The 16,367-nt window shown below is 65.2% G+C and carries 16 protein-coding genes; 4 read left to right on the plus strand and 12 right to left on the minus strand.

All coding sequences use genetic code 11. The features are described from left to right. Positions 1 to 32: 32 nt before the first annotated feature. The gene (locus GGD61_RS14015) at positions 33 to 293 is read right to left on the minus strand and encodes a hypothetical protein (protein ID WP_026202873.1); all 261 of its coding nucleotides are present in this window, start codon (positions 291 to 293) and stop codon (positions 33 to 35) included. A gap of 148 nt (positions 294 to 441) precedes the next feature. On the opposite strand from GGD61_RS14015, the gene GGD61_RS14020 reads away from it, so the two are divergent. After that, positions 442 to 1,671 carry a lytic murein transglycosylase gene (locus GGD61_RS14020; protein ID WP_092258666.1) on the plus strand — a complete coding sequence of 410 codons (1,230 nt, stop codon included), beginning with the start codon at positions 442 to 444 and terminating at the stop codon, positions 1,669 to 1,671. Between the two features lie 110 nt (positions 1,672 to 1,781). Here the strand turns inward: GGD61_RS14020 and GGD61_RS14025 are convergent, their stop codons facing one another. The 3 genes from GGD61_RS14025 to recJ form a co-directional block, all read right to left on the minus strand. Next, complete coding sequence (locus GGD61_RS14025) at positions 1,782 to 2,579, minus strand: aldolase (protein WP_092258474.1); 798 nt, start codon at positions 2,577 to 2,579, stop codon at positions 1,782 to 1,784. 95 nt (positions 2,580 to 2,674) lie between these two features. Further along, the gene (locus tag GGD61_RS14030; RefSeq protein WP_177237194.1) at positions 2,675 to 3,484 is read right to left on the minus strand and encodes an SDR family NAD(P)-dependent oxidoreductase; all 810 of its coding nucleotides are present in this window, start codon (positions 3,482 to 3,484) and stop codon (positions 2,675 to 2,677) included. Positions 3,485 to 3,550: 66 nt separating this feature from the next. After that, on the minus strand, positions 3,551 to 5,392 hold the full coding sequence (gene recJ / locus GGD61_RS14035) for a single-stranded-DNA-specific exonuclease RecJ (protein WP_092258480.1): 1,842 nt from the start codon (positions 5,390 to 5,392) through the stop codon (positions 3,551 to 3,553). Positions 5,393 to 5,672: 280 nt separating this feature from the next. Between recJ and GGD61_RS14040 the strand changes: the two genes are divergently transcribed. The 3 genes from GGD61_RS14040 (at position 5,673) to GGD61_RS14050 (ending at position 8,325) form a co-directional block, all read left to right on the plus strand. Further along, a complete protein-coding gene (locus GGD61_RS14040; RefSeq protein WP_092258484.1) occupies positions 5,673 to 6,749 on the plus strand; it encodes a methyl-accepting chemotaxis protein in 1,077 nt (358 codons plus the stop codon). 365 nt (positions 6,750 to 7,114) lie between these two features. Continuing rightward, positions 7,115 to 7,858 carry an SDR family oxidoreductase gene (locus GGD61_RS14045; RefSeq protein WP_092258487.1) on the plus strand — a complete coding sequence of 248 codons (744 nt, stop codon included), beginning with the start codon at positions 7,115 to 7,117 and terminating at the stop codon, positions 7,856 to 7,858. A gap of 50 nt (positions 7,859 to 7,908) precedes the next feature. Further along, entirely contained in the window at positions 7,909 to 8,325 is a 417-nt protein-coding gene (locus GGD61_RS14050) for a cupin domain-containing protein (RefSeq protein ID WP_092258491.1), read from the plus strand. 48 nt (positions 8,326 to 8,373) lie between these two features. Here the strand turns inward: GGD61_RS14050 and GGD61_RS14055 are convergent, their stop codons facing one another. The 8 genes from GGD61_RS14055 to GGD61_RS14090 form a co-directional block, all read right to left on the minus strand. Then, the gene (locus GGD61_RS14055) at positions 8,374 to 9,435 is read right to left on the minus strand and encodes a glycosyltransferase family 4 protein (RefSeq protein ID WP_183230805.1); all 1,062 of its coding nucleotides are present in this window, start codon (positions 9,433 to 9,435) and stop codon (positions 8,374 to 8,376) included. 134 nt (positions 9,436 to 9,569) lie between these two features. Further along, positions 9,570 to 9,785, minus strand: a complete 216-nt coding sequence (locus GGD61_RS14060) for a hypothetical protein (protein WP_092258494.1) — start codon at positions 9,783 to 9,785, stop codon at positions 9,570 to 9,572. A 132-nt stretch (positions 9,786 to 9,917) separates the two neighbouring features. After that, positions 9,918 to 10,922: a 4-hydroxythreonine-4-phosphate dehydrogenase PdxA gene (locus tag GGD61_RS14065; protein ID WP_092258497.1), complete on the minus strand. Its 1,005-nt coding sequence runs from the start codon at positions 10,920 to 10,922 to the stop codon at positions 9,918 to 9,920. Beyond that, positions 10,919 to 12,457, minus strand: coding sequence for a tripartite tricarboxylate transporter permease (locus tag GGD61_RS14070; protein ID WP_092258500.1), 1,539 nt, complete (start codon positions 12,455 to 12,457; stop codon positions 10,919 to 10,921). The genes GGD61_RS14065 and GGD61_RS14070 overlap by 4 nt, the downstream gene beginning before the upstream one ends. Positions 12,458 to 12,467: 10 nt before the next feature. Next, positions 12,468 to 12,950: a tripartite tricarboxylate transporter TctB family protein gene (locus GGD61_RS14075; protein ID WP_092258503.1), complete on the minus strand. Its 483-nt coding sequence runs from the start codon at positions 12,948 to 12,950 to the stop codon at positions 12,468 to 12,470. A 229-nt stretch (positions 12,951 to 13,179) separates the two neighbouring features. After that, on the minus strand, positions 13,180 to 14,172 hold the full coding sequence (locus tag GGD61_RS14080; RefSeq protein ID WP_092258506.1) for a tripartite tricarboxylate transporter substrate binding protein: 993 nt from the start codon (positions 14,170 to 14,172) through the stop codon (positions 13,180 to 13,182). A gap of 55 nt (positions 14,173 to 14,227) precedes the next feature. After that, the gene (locus tag GGD61_RS14085; protein ID WP_092258509.1) at positions 14,228 to 15,487 is read right to left on the minus strand and encodes a CaiB/BaiF CoA-transferase family protein; all 1,260 of its coding nucleotides are present in this window, start codon (positions 15,485 to 15,487) and stop codon (positions 14,228 to 14,230) included. Between the two features lie 10 nt (positions 15,488 to 15,497). After that, a complete protein-coding gene (locus GGD61_RS14090) occupies positions 15,498 to 16,292 on the minus strand; it encodes an enoyl-CoA hydratase/isomerase family protein (protein WP_183230806.1) in 795 nt (264 codons plus the stop codon). Between the last annotated feature and the right edge of the window lie 75 nt (positions 16,293 to 16,367).

Below are 16,367 nucleotides of genomic sequence, written 5' to 3' on the forward strand. Positions count from 1 at the left end.
GGGCCCCGACGCTCCGCCGGGGCCCTGCTCCGTCAGTCGTTGTCGTGATGAATCACGGTCTTGCTGCGATTGCCGAATTCATCCTGCTTCTTGATCACCGTGGTGCGATCAGAGGGCTCGCGCTCCCTGATGACGGTGGTGCGGTCGCGATCGCGATCCCGCTCACGATACTCGTGGGACTGACCGACCGTCACGCCGGCGCCGACCGGGCCGACGTGAACGCCGACTTCATCAGCGAACGCAGGCGTCGCAACGGCGGTGATCATGGCGGCGGCAAACAGATATGTCCTCATCATCTCTTCCTCCTTCCGGATACGGAGGGAATGCAGGACTGCGACAGTTTGTTCCGACAGAAGCATGATCCCGGGCCGCGCAGAATCAGCCGCGCGGCTGTTCCAGGAACCGACGCACACCGGCCATGTTTCGGGCTACAATGTGCCCATGACGCACGCTGATTCCTCCCTCCATCCGACTCGCCGCAGCCTGCTGCAATCGACGTTCGGTGCAGCCGCTTTGCTCGCATTCCCGACACACGTGCTCGCCGCGCCTCCAGGCTTCGACGAATGGCGCGAGAGCTTTCGCGCACGCGCGATGGCCAAGGGCATTTCGGCCCCGACCTGGCAACGCGCGATGGGACGGGTCGAGCCCGACATGAGCGTGTTCAAGCAGATGCGCAGCCAGCCCGAATTCCACGAGCAGGTCTGGCAATATATCAACCGCCGCGTCTCCGACTGGCGCATCATCAACGGCAAGATCGCGCTGAAGAACAACGAGGCGCTGCTGGCGCGCATTGAGCGGGATTTCGGTGTCGAGCGGGGCACGCTGCTGGCGCTGTGGGGCGTCGAGTCCGCCTATGGCGATCCCCTGGTGCAGCAGAACCACATGACGCCGGTGTTTCCCTCGCTCGCCGCGCTCGCCTGGAACGAGCCGCGCCGCAAGGCCTATTGGGAGACCGAGCTGATCAATGCGCTGCGCATCGTCGACAAGGGCTGGAGCACGCCCGAGCAGATGCAGGGATCCTGGGCCGGCGCGATGGGCCATTCGCAATGGATGCCGGAAGTCTGGCTCAATGTCGGCATCGATTATGACGGCGACGGCAAGGTCTCACCCTTCGGCAAGCCCGACGACGCGCTGGGTTCGACCGCCAAATATCTGGTCAACCGCGGCAAGTGGCATCGCGGCGAGCATTGGGGCTATGAGGTGCGCGCCGCCGGCAATATGAGCGGCAGCCGCACCTATGCGGCCTGGGCGTCAGCCGGCGTCACCCGCGCCGACGGCCAGCCGTTCCCGCAGCCGAACGCATCCGCACAAATGTGGACGCCGGTTGCGGGCGGACCGACCTTCCTGCTCGGACCGAATTTCTACTCGGTGAAGAGCTACAACCCTTCCATGAACTATGCGCTTGCGATCTGCCATCTAGGCGACCGCTGCCTGGGGGCACCGCCCTTCATCCAGCCCTTCCCCGGCTCCGAGCGCGCGCTGACGCTTGCCGAGGTGCAGGAGATGCAGACGCGATTGACGAAAGCCGGTTTCGACACCGGCGGCACCGACGGCCGCGTCGGCAACGACACCATGAAGGCAATCAAGGATTTCCAGCAGCGCGCGGGGATCACGCCGGCGGATGGCTACGGCGGGTTGAAGGTGCTGGCGAAGCTGCGGCAGGGGTCGTAGGCCTCGCGTTGGCCCGTAGCCCGGATGGAGCGCAGCGTAATCCGGGACAATACCTCCGCTGTTGAAGTCCCCGGATTTCGCTGCGCTCCATCCGGGCTACGCACTCATCGCTAATGCCGGTACTGCGGCTCCTCCGCGTCGAGCTGCCTGCGGATCGCGGCGAGATGGAGCCGGGCGGATTCGGAATCGCCTTCGCGCATCTGCCTGTAGGTCTCGGCCGCGATCGCGGGATCGACGGGCAGCACCTTCCGTCCCGTCGACATCGCCAGCACCTGCACCTCGGCGGCGCGCTCGAGGTAATAGAGATCGTCCCAGGCTTCCGCGATGGTGGGCGCCAGCACCATCACGCCGTGATGCTTCATGAAGACGATGTCGGCATCGCCGACGGCGGATGCGATGCGCGCACCTTCCTGGTTGTCGAGCGCAAGGCCGTTGTAGTCGCGGTCGACCGCGGTGCGGCCGTAGAATTTCAGCGCGGTCTGGCCGGCCCAGATCAAGGGATCGCCTTCGGTCATCGACAGCGCCGTCGCATAGGGCATGTGGGTGTGGAACGCGACCTTGGCGCGCGGCAGGCGCTTGTGCATCTCGGCATGGATGTAGAACGCGGTCGCCTCCGGCACGCCCTCGCCGTCGAGCACATTGCCGTGGAAATCGCAGATCAGCAGCTTTGAGGCAGTGATCTCGCGAAAGGCATAGCCATAGGGATTGACGAGAAACAGATCGTCATGGCCGGGTACCACGGCCGAGAAGTGGTTGCAGATGCCTTCCTCAAAACCGTTGCGCGCGGCCATGCGGAAGCAGGCGGCGAGGTCCTCGCGCGCGGTGCGGATTGCATCGGTGGCGAGGTCCGGCCGGTTCGAGCGGAATGGCGCTGACGCGGGTGAGGAAGCGTGAAGGCTGTGCGCCATGGCGAAGGACACCTCTGTCGGTCGAAAGCTGCCGTCTTGTACAGGGGCGCCGCCTGCGCGTCAGCCCCTGCGACCGCCACCCTGCCCTGCGCGGCTCAGGCCCGCCGCGGCACGCCGCCGGCATTCATGCCGCCGTCGATGACGAGCTCGCTGCCGGTGACGTAGCGCGAGGCATCGGAGGCCAGATACAGCACGCCTGAGGCGATCTCCGCCGCCTGCCCCGCGCGGGCGAGCGGCGTGACGACCTTGGCACGCTCCTCGGGATCGATCGGCGCGTTCTGGCCGGCGCCGGTCGCCCCCGTCGGGATCTTGCCCCAGATCGGGGTATCGATGATGCCGGGATGCACGGAATTGACCCGGATGCCGTCGCCGGCCGCCGCGCATTCCATTGCAATCGATTTGGCGAATAGCCGCACGCCGCCCTTGGTCGCCGAATAGGCCGACAGGCCCGGCGCGCCGCGCAGGCCCGCGAGCGAGGACATCATGACGATCGAACCGCCGCCATGCTTTCGCATCAGCGGCAGGCAATGCTTGACCGAGAGAAACACGCCGTCGAGGTTGATCGCATTCTGCTTGCGCCAGTCGGCGAGGGTCATGTCGACGATCGATGGCACGGAGATGCCGATGCCTGCATTGGAGACGAGAATATCGAGCCGACCATGACGCTTGGCGATTTCGGCGACGATATCGATCCAGCGCTCCTCGCTGGTGACGTCCTGCTCCAGGAACATCGCCTTGCCGCCGGCTTTCGTCACGCGCTTGGCGAGCTCGGGCCCGCGCAGCTCGTCGATGTCGGTGATGACAACAGTCGCGCCCTCACGCGCGAACAGCTCGACGATGGCCTCGCCGATACCGGAGGCGCCGCCGGTCACCAGCGCGACCTTGCCCTCAACCTGCCCTGCCATGTTCACTCCCTTTTTTGTTTGTTTGAGCGACGTATTTTGTGTCGTCTGAGCTGGTCAGATCTTGCGTTATCTAATCACGGATGGCCCCTGGTCCGGTAGCGCGACGTCGATGACGCGGAATTGCACCCGCTCGACACCCTGGTAGCGGTCGACCGAGAGCGAGCCGGCAACATGCAGCTGCTGGCCGCGGTTGGCCAGCAGCGCGTTGCCGAGCTTCTGGCCGACCGAGCGGAACGCGATGCCGTTGACGATGGCGCCATCGCCCGACTTGAAGCGCAGACGCAGATGCGCCTGCCCGACCTCGTCGGCAAAGACCAGCTGGTGCGCCGGCAGCGCCAGCACGGCTTCCGGATTGCCGCTTCCGAACGGACCGGCACGGTTCAGCGTCGCCGCGAGCTCCGTCGTCACGGCGCGCGCGGAGACCGCGCCGTCGATATAGAGCTCGTTGACGTGGCGCGCCTCGGCGACGTCCTGCGCCAGCGCGTTCTCGAGATAGGCGCGAAACTCGGCGAGCTTCTCTTTCCGGAGCGTCACGCCGGCGGCCATCGCGTGGCCGCCGCCCTTGAGTAGAATGCCGTCAGTGACCGCCTGCCGCACCGCCTTGCCGATATCGACGCCCGCGATCGAGCGGCCCGATCCGGTACCGATGCCGCCGGGCTCGAGCGCTATGGCGAAAGCGGGCCGCGAAAACTTTTCCTTCAGCCGGGAGGCAACGAGGCCGACCACGCCGGGATGCCAGCCTTCGGACGCCGTGACGATGACGCCGAGCTTGTCCTCGAGCCCGATCGAGGCCAGCGCCTCGGCTTCGGCTTGCGCTTCGGCCGCCTGCTCGATGACGCGGCGCTCGCCGTTGAGGCGGTCGAGCTCGGCGGCGATCCGCGCGGCCTCGACGCCGTCGCCTTCCAGCAATAGCCGCACGCCGAGATCGGCGCGGCCGATGCGGCCGCCGGCATTGATGCGAGGCCCCAGCATGAAGCCGAGATGCCAGGCCTCCGGCGGCCCGTTGAGCCGCGCCACGTCCATCAGCGCGGTATGACCGACATGGTCGCGCCGCCGCATCGCGATCAGCCCCTTGGCGACGAAAGCGCGGTTGAGGCCGATCAGGGGCGCGACGTCGGCAACGGTCCCGAGCGCGACGTGATGCAGCATGCCGAGCAGATCGGGCTCCGGCATCTCCGCACTCCAGAAGCCGCGCTGACGCAGCTCGCGGTTGACCGCAACGAGCGTCACCAGCACGAGACCTACAGCGGCGAGATGGCCGAGGCCGGAGAGATCGTCGAGCCGGTTCGGATTGACCAGCGCGTCAACCTCCGGCAGCTCGGTGCCGGCCTGGTGATGGTCGATCACGACCACGGACATGCCGAGCCGCCTGGCTTCGGCGAGCGGCTCGATGCTGGTGGTGCCGCAATCGACGGTGACGAGCAGCGTGGCGCCCTTGGCCGCCAGCCCACGAACCGCTTCGACATTGGGCCCATAGCCTTCGAAAATGCGGTCGGGAATGTGGATCAGCGGATCGAGTCCGCAATGGCGCAGGTGCCAGGCCAGCAGTGCCGCCGAGGTCGCGCCGTCGACGTCGTAATCGCCGAAAATCGCGACCTTCTCGCCCTTCGCCGCCGCATCCGCGATCCGCTTCGCCGCCGCCTCCATCTCCGTCACCGTGAACGGGTCCGGCATGAGCTTGCGGATGGTCGGATCGAGAAAGTCGGGCACCGCGTCGATATCGACGCCGCGGCCGGCCAGCACCCGCGCCAGCAATTCGGGAAGCTGGTGCCGCTGCACCATGGCGAGCGCCTGGGCCGCCCCGCGGGGATCCAGCCGGTCGCGCCAGAGCTTGTCGGTCAGCGAGCGGGCGACGCCGAGAAAGGCCTGGGGCGCTTCGACAGGCAAGGCAGTTGCGGGAGGCGTCATGATGAGGGGCTGGCTAGAGGGACCCGGAAGTCGGAGCTGTCGCATCGGTTCGGCTGGCGACGACGATTGACCCGGAATCGCCTGGGATTTGCAATCTCCGCGTCGCACAAAGCGGTGGATTGCCGATTTGCTGCGCCGACTGACTATCATTTGGGCATTCGGCGGAACAGCAAATTAAGCAGGCGTTAGGCGGAATCCTCGAAAAAGAATCGTATTCGATCTGTAAGCGATTGTTCCGGGTTCATTGCAGATCAGACCTCATTGCCAAGGGAAATCCCCGATGTCTGCTGCGCTGGGTCTGAAGGCCAAGCCGATCGCCACCGAACCCGCTGACGACGATTCCGACATCTCCGCGCTGATCAACCGCCTCACCGCGGAGGTCAACCAGATCGCGGTCGACAAGACCAAGTCGATCCAGCAGATCACCAACCAGATGAAGATGCTGGCGCTGAACGCGCTGATCGAGAGCTCGCGCGCCGGCGCGCAAGGCGCGGGCTTCGCGGTGGTGGCACAGGAGGTACGCGGCGTCGGCCAGCAGGTCGAGACCATCGCGCGCGAGCTCGAAAGCCAATTGACCAAACGCACCGGCGATCTCGTCGCCTCGATCGACCGCATGAGCCAGCGCTCGCGCGGCGAGCGGATGGTCGACCTGTCTCTCAACGCTATCGAGCTGATCGACCGCAACCTCTATGAGCGCACCTGCGACGTGCGCTGGTGGGCGACCGATTCCGCCGTGGTCGATTGCGCGGCCTCGCCGACCGCCGCAGCGGTGTCGCACGCCTCGCAGCGCCTGGGCGTGATCCTCGGCGCCTACACCGTCTATCTCGATCTCTGGCTCTGCGACCTCGACGGCAACGTCATCGCCAACGGCCGCGCCGACCGCTTCCGCGTCGTCGGCCAGAACGTCGCCCACACCAAATGGTTTCGCGAGGCGCGAACCTTGCGCTCCGGTGACGACTACGTCGCCGGCGACGTCGAGAACCAGCCGCTGCTCGGCAACGCGCAGGTGGCGACCTATTGCGCCAGCGTCCGCGCCGGCGGCCAGGCCCACGGCGCCCCGATCGGCGTGCTCGCCATCCACTTCGACTGGGAGGCGCAGGCCCGCGCCATCGTGCAGGGCGTGCGCGTCGGCGACAGCGACAAGGCTCGCGTGCTGCTGGTCGATTCGAATTTTCGCATCATCGCGGCGTCCGACGGCCAGGGCATTCTCAGCGAGCGCATCTCGATCTCGCTGAACGGCCAGCGCTCCGGATTCTACCATGACCGCTCGGGTGCCCTGGTCGCGTTCCATGCGACGCCGGGCTATGAGACCTATCGCGGGCTCGGCTGGTACGGCGTGATCGTCTGCGGGGCGTGAGACAGGCGGCCGATTCAAAAACCCGAAAACAACCCCATGCACAGTAGCCAAAGGGCTGCTCTCATTGGTGTTTTCAGTTGGGCTTGCCTTTATTGTTCTCTCAAACATTTTGACAAGTCGGGCAAAACACTGGCACTCTGCGATCATCGCAGAGTGTGTTTGCGGCACGAGGGAATGGCCCTAGCGGTTTTGTGAAATCGCACCCCGGCTTTCTGAAGCATTTTCCGGCAAGCCGCGCCCGTAACAGGCAAGAGCCTCGCGCCCTTGATCGAATAGAGTCGCTTCGCATCACGTTGATCGACGTGAGCGCGCGAGTCCGCCCTGGCTAATCATCTCGCGCTCGTCACATGCCAAGGAGACATGCCATGAAGATCGTCGTGATCGGCGGAACCGGATTGATCGGATCCAAGCTCGTGGCGAAGCTCAAACAGCAGGGCCACGACGCGGTAGCGGCCTCGCCGAAATCAGGTGTGAACGCCGTGACCGGGGAAGGCCTCGCAGCGGCGCTGGCCGGCGCGGATGTCGTGGTCGACGTGGCCAATGCGCCATCCTGGGAGCCCGCCGCCGTGCTCGAATTCTTCGAGCGCTCGAGCCGAAATCTCGCCGCGACCGAGGCCGCCGCAGCCGTCAAGCATCACGTCGCGCTCTCGATCGTGGGGACCGATCGTTCGCCCGACATCGCGTATTTCCGTGCCAAGCTCGCCCAGGAGACCATCATAAAGGCCTCCGCGGTCCCCTACTCCATCGTCCGCGCCACGCAGTTCTTCGAATTCCTCGGCGCCATTGGCGAGGCCGGAGCGGCCGGCGACAAGATCGTCGTTCCGTCGGCGCTGTTTCAGCCGATCGCCGCCGACGACGTGGTCGATTGCCTCGCAGAGATCGCGACGGGGCGGCCGCTGAATGGCACCATCGACATCGCAGGCCCCGAGAAGGCTCCCTTCAATGAGTTCGTCGCGCGCCGCCAGAAAGCCTCCGGCGACAGCCGTACGGTGGTCGGCGACCCAAAAGCGCAATATTACGGCGCTTCCATTCAGGACACATCGCTGAACCCGCTCGGCGAGGCTCGGCTCGGGAAGACGCCGCTCGCAACATGGCTCGCGCGCCTCTGAGGGCCCGCCAGCCCCGCAATCAACACAGAAACGGCAATGAAGGAAATCCCATGCGCAGATTGCTGATCGCAACGGCGGTTTACGCCGCGTCTGTCCTGACGGTCCATGCGGCCGAGACGGCAGCACCATCGGCCAAGGTCACTGTCGTGTTCGACCAGGCGCTGCCCAATGTCCCCGGCAAGAGCATGAAGGGCGTGCTGGTCGAGTATGGTCCCGGAGGCTCGTCGCCGCCCCACATCCACGCGCCCTCCGCCTTCATCTATGCCACCGTCCTGGAAGGCGCGATCCGCAGTCAGGTCAATGACGGCCCGGCCAAGGTCTTTCGCAAAGGGGAGAACTTTTCCGAAAGACCCGGCGACCGCCACGGCATCAGCGCGAACGCCAGCGATACCGAGCCTGCCAAGCTGCTTGCCGTGTTCGTGGTGGATACGGCCGACAAGGAGCTGACAATGCCTATGCCGAAATAGCCTGCAGACGCACTCCCGCCAGGGTCGGCTTCTTATTCGAGAGGGTCTTCATGTTTCCGTCCGCTGCGTGTTGAAGTCTCGATCTGTGGCGGCAATCAGCGCGCGATACCGATCTTCGTACTGTCGCGCCATTCGGCATGCGGTGAAGCGTTCCTCGAAGCGGGCGCGCACCCTCTTTCGATCCAGCTTGCTCAATTCGCCGACCGCCTTGACCGCCTGATCCTCGTTCTCGACGATGAAGCCGGTCACACCGTGCTCGATCACCTCAGGGACGGAGCCGGAGCGGTAAGCGATCACAGGCGTTCCGCAGGCCATCGCCTCGATCATGACCAGCCCGAAAGGCTCCGGCCAATCGATCGGAAATAGCAGCGCGGCGGCCCTGTCGAGGAAGGCCTGCTTTTTCACGTCATCGACTTCGCCGACAAGCTGGATCTTCTCGCCATCGATTTGAGGCTCGAGGTGCTTCCTGAAGTAGGCAGTCTCGGCGCGCGGAATCTTCGCAGCGATGCGCAGAGGCATCCGGGCCGCGTGCGCGATACGGATTGCGTCCTCCGGCCCCTTCTCGGCCGTCAGGCGGCCGAGAAACGCCAGATAGTCCCCCTTCTCATAGGAGGGGCGCAACAGCTCCGACGGCAATCCGTGCTGGATGGTTCCCATCCACTTCGCATCCAGAAGCGGCAGGCGCTGATGATCGGAGATCGACACGAAACCAGCCTCGGGGAATTGCCGAACCAATTCGGGCAACCCAGGCAAGTCGAGGCGACCGTGCATGGTCGTCATGAACGGCACGCCAAGCCGACTGAGCAACGGGAGTTGCAGCCAGTCGATATGCGCGTGGATCACATCGAAATCCCTCGCCCGCTTCGCGATCGCTTCCAGCAGCATTGCGTTGGCCGCACCCGGATCCGCGCCCTTTCGGCCGAGTCGCAGCGCGCGTGGCCATACCGGGTGAAGCTTGCCGGTCGTGCGGGAGTCGCCACTCGCAAACAGCGTGACGTCGTGTCCAAGCTTGACGAGCTCATCGACCAGCCAGGCCACCACCCGCTCGGTGCCGCCGTAGAGCTTTGGAGGGACGCTTTCGGCCAGGGGAGCAAGCTGAGCGATGCGCATGACAGCCCGCCGCTATACCGCTGACCGGACGATCAGCACGATGGCCGCGGACAGAAGGTTCGAGATCGCGAGCAGCGTCCACTGCGGCCTCGCGCTTGCGCTCGCCAGGCGGCACACTAGGCTCTCAATCAGGCTCAGCATGAGTCGTCCGAAAGCCGCTCGAGATAGGCAAGCCCGAAACCCGTGAGCTCCTGGGCATCGCCATTACTCTGGCGCGCTTCCCGTCTCCCTCGCAAATGACGCTCGAGCAGGCAGCGACGGCCGTCTGCAGCATCGACACCGCGATGGCGGGCGCGGTACACGCGCCAAGCGGTATCGACCGCCGTTCGTAACGGGTCGTCGTCGACCATCTTCCCAGCTCCCACTGGAGATATCCATGGGACGCCAACTCGTCGCGACGGCGGAAGTTTCCAGTTTTTCCCGAAAGTCTAATCCTGCCCGCAAGGCGAGCGCAGCAAGCGCTCACTGCCAGTGCGTGCAAATCAGGCGGCGCGGCGGGCGGCCATCTCCGCGGCGAGGAGCAACGCGGCGCGACTGGCGCCGATCGATGCGATTCCCTGCCCGGCAATGTCGTAGGCGGTGCCGTGCGCGGGCGTGCAGATCGGGAAAGGGAAGCCGCCGAGCATGGTCACGCCGCGATCGAAGCCCATCAGCTTCATCGCGATCTGGCCCTGGTCGTGATACATCGTCAGCACCGCATCGAAGGCGCCGGCCTTGGCGCGCAGGAAGACGGTGTCGGCCGGGAACGGCCCCTCTGCGGCGATGCCCTCGCGCTGGCCGGCCGCGACCACGGGCGCGATGATATCGATCTCCTCGCGACCGAAATTGCCGCCATCGCCAGCATGTGGATTGAGACCGGCGACCGCGATGCGCGGCCGCGCGAAGCCAGCGTTGCGCATGCAGGCATCGGTCAGCTGGAGCGCACGATGGATGCGTTCGCTGGACAGGTTTGCGGCAACGTCCCTCAGCGGGATGTGCGAGGTCACCCGCGCGTTCCAGAGCCGGTCCAGCACGTTGAACTCGCTCGCCGCCGACTTGAGTCCGACCACCTCCGCAGAGAATGCGATCTCGTCGTCGTACTCGGCGCGGGCGAGCCGCATCGCCTGCTTGTTGAAGGGAGTGAAGCAGACCGCGTCAACATGGCCGTCGCGGCCGAGCTCGAGCGCGTGTTTGTAGTTGGCAAGCGCGAACCTGCCGCCGGCAAGGCTCGCGGTCTTCGGCTCGACCTCTTTGGGATCAAGGTGACGAAGATCGAGAAACAGCGCCTCGCCGTCCGCCGCGCGAAGATCGGCCCCCTGCTCCACCATCTTCAGCGCCGGCTTGACGCCGGCAATGCGCGCGCCCTCCTCGAAGATGCGGCGGTCGCCGATCACGACGAGCCGGCAGCTCGCGCGGATGTCGTCCTGCGCCAACAGCTTGGCCGTCAGCTCCGGGCTGATGCCGGCGGGGTCTCCCATGGCCAATGCAATCAGCGGCTTTGCGGTCATATGATCACCTTCTCCTGGGCCGTCGGTTCGGTCGCGGGGGATGCGGGTTTGCGCCAGAGGCGCGCGAGCTGCAGCACGAGCGGAAGCAGCAACAGCGCGATGCCGGCCATGATCAGGCATGTCACCAGCTTGTTCGCGAAGAATATCCCGAGCGATCCCTTCGACATTAGCATCGACTGCCGGAACGCATCCTCGGCCTTGTCGCCGATGACGATTGCGAGAACGAGCGGCGCCAAGGGATAGAACAGCTTCTTGAAGAGATAGCCGACGATGCCAAAGCCGAGCATCATGACGACGTCGAGATAGGAGTTCGACACCGAATAGGCGCCGACGACGCAGATGATCACGATCAGCGGGGCGATGACGACGAAGGGGATCCGCATCAAGGCGGCAAACACCGGAACAGTCAGCAGCACCAAGGCGACGGCGACGATGTTGCCGACATACATCGAGGCGATCAGGCCCCAGACGAAGTCCTTCTGGTCGACGAACAGCATCGGCCCGGGATTGAGGCCCCAGATCATCAGCCCACCCATCATGACGGCCGCGGTCGCAGAGCCGGGAATGCCGAGCGAGAGCATCGGCAGCAGCGCGCTGGTGCCGGCGGCATGGTCAGCCGTCTCCGGCGAGATGATGCCTTCGACCTCACCGGTGCCGAAATAGCGGCCCCGGCGCGAGAAGCGGCGGGCAATGCCATAGCTCATGAAGGATGCCGCGGTCGGCCCGCCCGGGGTGATGCCCATCCAGCAGCCGATTGCGGCGCTGCGCAGCAACGCAATGCCATGCCGCGGCAGGCGTCCGACGGCGCGGAACACCTCGCGCCAGTCGATCTTCGAGGACACCGCGCGGGCGTGGAACTCCTCCTCGACCGCGACCAGGAGCTCGCCGATGCCGAACAGGCCCATCACGGCCACGACGAAGCTCACGCCCTTGACCAGCTCGTCAACGCCCATGGTGAGGCGGACGCTGCCGGACACCGTGTCGATGCCGATCGCGGCGATCGCAAAGCCGATCGCGAGCGCCACGACGGTCTTGATCGGCGCGGCGCCGCCCATGCCGACGAAGCTGGCAAAGGCCAGGAAATAGACGGCAAAATATTCCGCGGGCCCGAAGGCGAGCGCGACCTGCGCCACCCAGGACGCGAGGAAGGTAATCAGGATAACGCCGATTAGCGCGCCGAAGGCGGCCGAGCCGAAGGCGGTGGCGAGCGCCGCGGTCGGCCTTCCGTCACGCGCCATCGGATAGCCGTCGAAGGTGGTCGCGACCGACGACGGCTCGCCGGGGATGTTGAACAGAATCGAGGTGACCGAGCCGCCGAACAACGCACCCCAATACATGCTGGAGAGCAGGATGATCGCCGACACCGGCTGCATGCCGAAGGTCAGCGGCAGGAGCAGCGACACGCCATTTGGCGCACCCAGCCCCGGCAGCACGCCGACGAGAATGCCGAGCAGCACGCCGACGACCATCAGCACCAGGTGCGGCACGGTGACCGCGATGGTGAAGCCGTGGAGGAGTTCGCCAAGATTGTCCATCGGCCCTCCGTCAGAACCCGAGGGCGGCTGCGAGCGCGCCGTGCGGCAAGCTCACCTGGAACATGCGCTCGAACACGACGTAGAGCGCGAGTGCTGTCGCAGCCGCCATCCCCAGCGCGCGCGGCACGGATTGATGTTTTGGGATCGCCAGCACCGCAAAGACATAAAGCGACGAGGCGACGTACATCCCGGCGAGCGGGATCGCGGCCACGAAGATCGCGGCCGGCACGAACAGGCCGGCGAGCCGGCGCAGCTCGAAAGGCGTGATCGCGATGGGAACGTTTGCCAGGGACGCAACCGGCAACACGCCCCGCACCAGGTTGTAGAGGCTTCCGAGCACGATGATGATGCCGGTCAGGAACGGAAACGTGCCGGCGTCCACGCCCGCGCTCGACCAGCCAATGCCGTTGTCGAGGCTGGAGATGACGACGGACACCCCGAAGCCGCCGGTGAGCACGGCAGTCGCAAGTTCAAGAGCGCGGCGTGAGATCATGGGGGGCTCCGCTCTGGCGTCGGACAAGGGTCGGTAGTGGCGCATGCGTCTTTGCCCAGCCCTCGCTGTCGTCCCTGCGAACGCAGGGATCCATAACCCCAGGGAGACGTTTGACGAAGACTTGACGTCACATCCACGCCGGTACCACCACCAGCACTCCTAGAGAGATCACGCGGTATGGGTCCCTGCGTTCGCAGGGACGACAGCGGAGTTGGTGGCGCGCCCCACCTCACTTGACGAGCCAGCCCTGCTCGCCCGCGACCTGTTTGACGTGTTCGAGATCCTGCTTGATGAACTTGTCGAACTCGGCGCCCGTCAGGAAGGTGTCGACCTGAGACGTCTTCTCGATGTAGTCCTTCCACTCGGGTGTGGCCTGCACCTTCTTCATGAGGTCGACATAGAACGCGGCCTGGTCCGGCGTGACCTTGCCGGGCAACCACACCGTGCGCGGCTGCTCATATTGCTTGATGTCGAGCCCCTGCTCGACGCAGGTCGGAACGTCGCCCCAGCCTTCGGTCGCGGTGACCTTGGCGCCCTGCGGCAGCCGCTTCGGGCTGAAAACGCAGAGCGGCCGCTGCGTGCCGCCGCGCCATTGCCCGAGGCTTTCGCTGGGATTGTTGACGTGGGAATCGAGATGACCGCCGGCGAGCTGCACGGCGGTCTCCGCGCCGCTCTTGAAGGGAATGTAGGTCAGCTTGACCTTGCCGGCCTTCTCGATCATGCGCGTCAGCACCTCGTCGGTGTCCTTCGACTGGGCGCCGCCCATCTTGAACTCGCCCGATGCGGCCGCCTTCAGATAGTCGCCCGCCGTCTTGTAGGGTGCGTCTTGCTTGACCCAGAGCAAAAACTCGTCCTGCGCCATCGCCGCTACCGGCGTGAGATCGGTGTAGTTGAAGGCGACTTTGGAGACGAGCGGTTGCTGCCAGGCGTTCGAGGTACCGAAGATCACCTTGTAGGGATCGCCAGCGGAGGCCTTGCCATAGACATAGCCTTCGGCGCCGCTGCCGCCGCCCTTGTTGACGACGACGATCGGCTGCTCCGTCAGCTTGTGCTTGGTGATGATGTTCTGCACCGCGCGCGCCAGGTTGTCGGTCCCGCCGCCGGGCCCGGCGGTGGCGATGAACTCGATCGGCTTTTGCGGTTGCCAGGCACTGAGCGCCGGCATCGTGCCGGCAAGCATCATCGCGGCTGCGGAGAGCATAAATATCGACGTCCGACCCATGATTTCCTCCAGCTGATTTTTGTCTCTTATTGTTGTCTGTCCTATCGACGTCCGATCAGGCGACGCGTTCCTCGCGCCTTCCCGATGCCAGGACGATTGCGCCTTCTTTTTCGAGCGCTTCGATCTGCTTCTGGTCGAACCCGTACTCGGCCAGCACCTCGCTTGTGTGCTCACCATAGACCGGCGCGCCCGATAGCACTTTGCCTGGGGTCTCCGAAAACTTGACCGGAAGACCGATCGTCTTGACCGGGCCGAGCGTGGAATGCTCGACCTCGACGACCATCTCGCGCGCCAGAGTCTGGGGATCGCTGAGCGCCTCCAGCATGTCGTGCACGGGTCCGCACGGCACGCCCTTCTCGTCCAACGCCGCGAGCCAATGCGCCCGCGACTTCGTGCGGAAGCGTTCGCTCAGCACCGCTTCGAGCACTTTCAGATTGGCCATGCGGTCGGCGCCGGTGACGAAGCGCGGATCGGCGGCGAGTTCGCTGGCGCCAAGGGCTTCCAGCATCAAGAGCCAGTGCTTCTTGTTGGCGCCGCCGACCACGAGCCAACCGTCGGAAGCTTCAAATGCTTGATACGGAGCATTAAGCGGATGGGCCGAGCCCATCGCGCGCGGTGCCGTGCCTGCCGCGAGCGCGATGGTCGATTGCCAATAGGTCTGCACCAGGGCCGCTTCGTAGAGCGAGGTCTCGACCCACTGCCCCTCGCCGGTCTTGAGGCGGTGCGTATAGGCCGCGAGGATGCCCATGCTGGCGAGCAGGCCGGCGGTGATGTCGGACAGCGGCGGGCCACATTTGACGGGCGGCCCATCCGGGCGTTCGCCAGTGAAGCTCATGATGCCGCTCATGGCCTGGGCGACGAGATCGAATCCCCTGCGGTGCTTGTAGGGACCGGTGCGGCCGAAGCCCGACAGCGAGCAGTAAATCAGCGCCGGGAATTGCGCGTGCAGCGCCTCGTAGCCGAAGCCGAGGCGCTCCATCGCGCCCGGCGCAAAGTTCTCGACCAGCACGTCGGCGTCAGCGATCAGCCGCCGCAGCACCTGCTTGCCGCCCTCGGTCTTCAGATCCAGCACGATGCCGCGCTTGTTGCGGTTCATCATCAGGAAGGAGGCCGCCTCCTCGCCGATCTTCGGCGGCACCGAATGGCGGGTATCGTCGCCGTTCGGCGATTTCTCGATCTTGATGACGTCGGCGCCCATGTCGGCAAGCATCAGGGTGCAGGTCGGCCCGGCCATGACATGGGTGAGGTCGACGACCCTAAGGCCGGCCAGCGGTCCCGAACGGCGAGAGTTGGATTGCGATCGATCGCTTTGCATCGGGCCTGTCCTATTGGCCGCGCCATTGCGGGGCGCGCTTGTTGAGGAAAGCATCGAGCCCTTCGCGAAAATCCTGGCTCGTGTAGCACATCAGGATGAGGTCCTCGCCTTCGTCCCGGGTCAGCCGCCGTTGCAGGCGTGCCACCGCCTGCTTGGTCGCATTCAGCGTCAGCGGCGCATGGCTGGCGACGAGCCGGGCCACCTCATCGGCGCGCCTGTCGAGCGCGGCAATGTCCTCGACCACCTCGCCGAGCAGCCCGACGCTCGCAGCCTCCGTGGCGTCGACGAGGCGTGCGGTGAAGATCAGGTCCTTGACGCGTGCAGCGCCAATCAGCGCGGTAAGACGGCTGACATTGGACATCGACAGGCAATTGCCGAGCGTCCGGGCAATGGGCAATCCGATCTTCGCGCTTGCCGTGCCGATGCGGAGGTCGCAGGCCGCGGCGATGCCGGCGCCGCCCCCGGTGCAAAAGCCGTTGATCGCCGCGATGGTCGGTACCCGGCACTGCTCGAGCGTGGTCAGCACGCGATCAATCCGGTTCTCGTAGTCGATCGCATCCTGCGGCGTCTTGAACTCGCGGAACTGATTGATGTCGGTGCCGGACGCAAAGGCCTTGTCGCCGGCTCCGCGCAGCACCAGCACCTTGATCGCATGATCGCTATTGGCCTGCTCGCAGATCGCGGCGAGCCGCTCGTACATGGCGAAGGTGAAGGCGTTGCGGGCCTGCGGGCGGTTGAAGGTGATCCGCCCGATGCCGTCTTTGCATTCAAAAACGAGGTCGTCTGCCTCTACCGCCAGGTCCATTTCCTCATATCCTCTTGTTTTTTACATTTTTGAATGCAAAATCTGGGATTAGCAAGCTGGAACTTCGACGTTTCG

It is taken from the genome of Bradyrhizobium sp. SBR1B (assembly GCF_014198205.1).
In the GTDB taxonomy this organism is placed as follows: domain Bacteria; phylum Pseudomonadota; class Alphaproteobacteria; order Rhizobiales; family Xanthobacteraceae; genus Bradyrhizobium.

Coding starts and splice junctions, on each gene's coding strand:
- GGD61_RS14015 (WP_026202873.1), bottom strand. CDS start 293: ATGAGGACATATCTGTTTGCCGCCGCCATGATCACCGCCGTTGCGACG.
- GGD61_RS14020 (WP_092258666.1), top strand. CDS start 442: ATGACGCACGCTGATTCCTCCCTCCATCCGACTCGCCGCAGCCTGCTG.
- GGD61_RS14025 (WP_092258474.1), bottom strand. CDS start 2,579: ATGGCGCACAGCCTTCACGCTTCCTCACCCGCGTCAGCGCCATTCCGC.
- GGD61_RS14030 (WP_177237194.1), bottom strand. CDS start 3,484: ATGGCAGGGCAGGTTGAGGGCAAGGTCGCGCTGGTGACCGGCGGCGCC.
- recJ (WP_092258480.1), bottom strand. CDS start 5,392: ATGACGCCTCCCGCAACTGCCTTGCCTGTCGAAGCGCCCCAGGCCTTT.
- GGD61_RS14040 (WP_092258484.1), top strand. CDS start 5,673: ATGTCTGCTGCGCTGGGTCTGAAGGCCAAGCCGATCGCCACCGAACCC.
- GGD61_RS14045 (WP_092258487.1), top strand. CDS start 7,115: ATGAAGATCGTCGTGATCGGCGGAACCGGATTGATCGGATCCAAGCTC.
- GGD61_RS14050 (WP_092258491.1), top strand. CDS start 7,909: ATGCGCAGATTGCTGATCGCAACGGCGGTTTACGCCGCGTCTGTCCTG.
- GGD61_RS14055 (WP_183230805.1), bottom strand. CDS start 9,435: ATGCGCATCGCTCAGCTTGCTCCCCTGGCCGAAAGCGTCCCTCCAAAG.
- GGD61_RS14060 (WP_092258494.1), bottom strand. CDS start 9,785: ATGGTCGACGACGACCCGTTACGAACGGCGGTCGATACCGCTTGGCGC.
- GGD61_RS14065 (WP_092258497.1), bottom strand. CDS start 10,922: ATGACCGCAAAGCCGCTGATTGCATTGGCCATGGGAGACCCCGCCGGC.
- GGD61_RS14070 (WP_092258500.1), bottom strand. CDS start 12,457: ATGGACAATCTTGGCGAACTCCTCCACGGCTTCACCATCGCGGTCACC.
- GGD61_RS14075 (WP_092258503.1), bottom strand. CDS start 12,950: ATGATCTCACGCCGCGCTCTTGAACTTGCGACTGCCGTGCTCACCGGC.
- GGD61_RS14080 (WP_092258506.1), bottom strand. CDS start 14,172: ATGGGTCGGACGTCGATATTTATGCTCTCCGCAGCCGCGATGATGCTT.
- GGD61_RS14085 (WP_092258509.1), bottom strand. CDS start 15,487: ATGCAAAGCGATCGATCGCAATCCAACTCTCGCCGTTCGGGACCGCTG.
- GGD61_RS14090 (WP_183230806.1), bottom strand. CDS start 16,292: ATGGACCTGGCGGTAGAGGCAGACGACCTCGTTTTTGAATGCAAAGAC.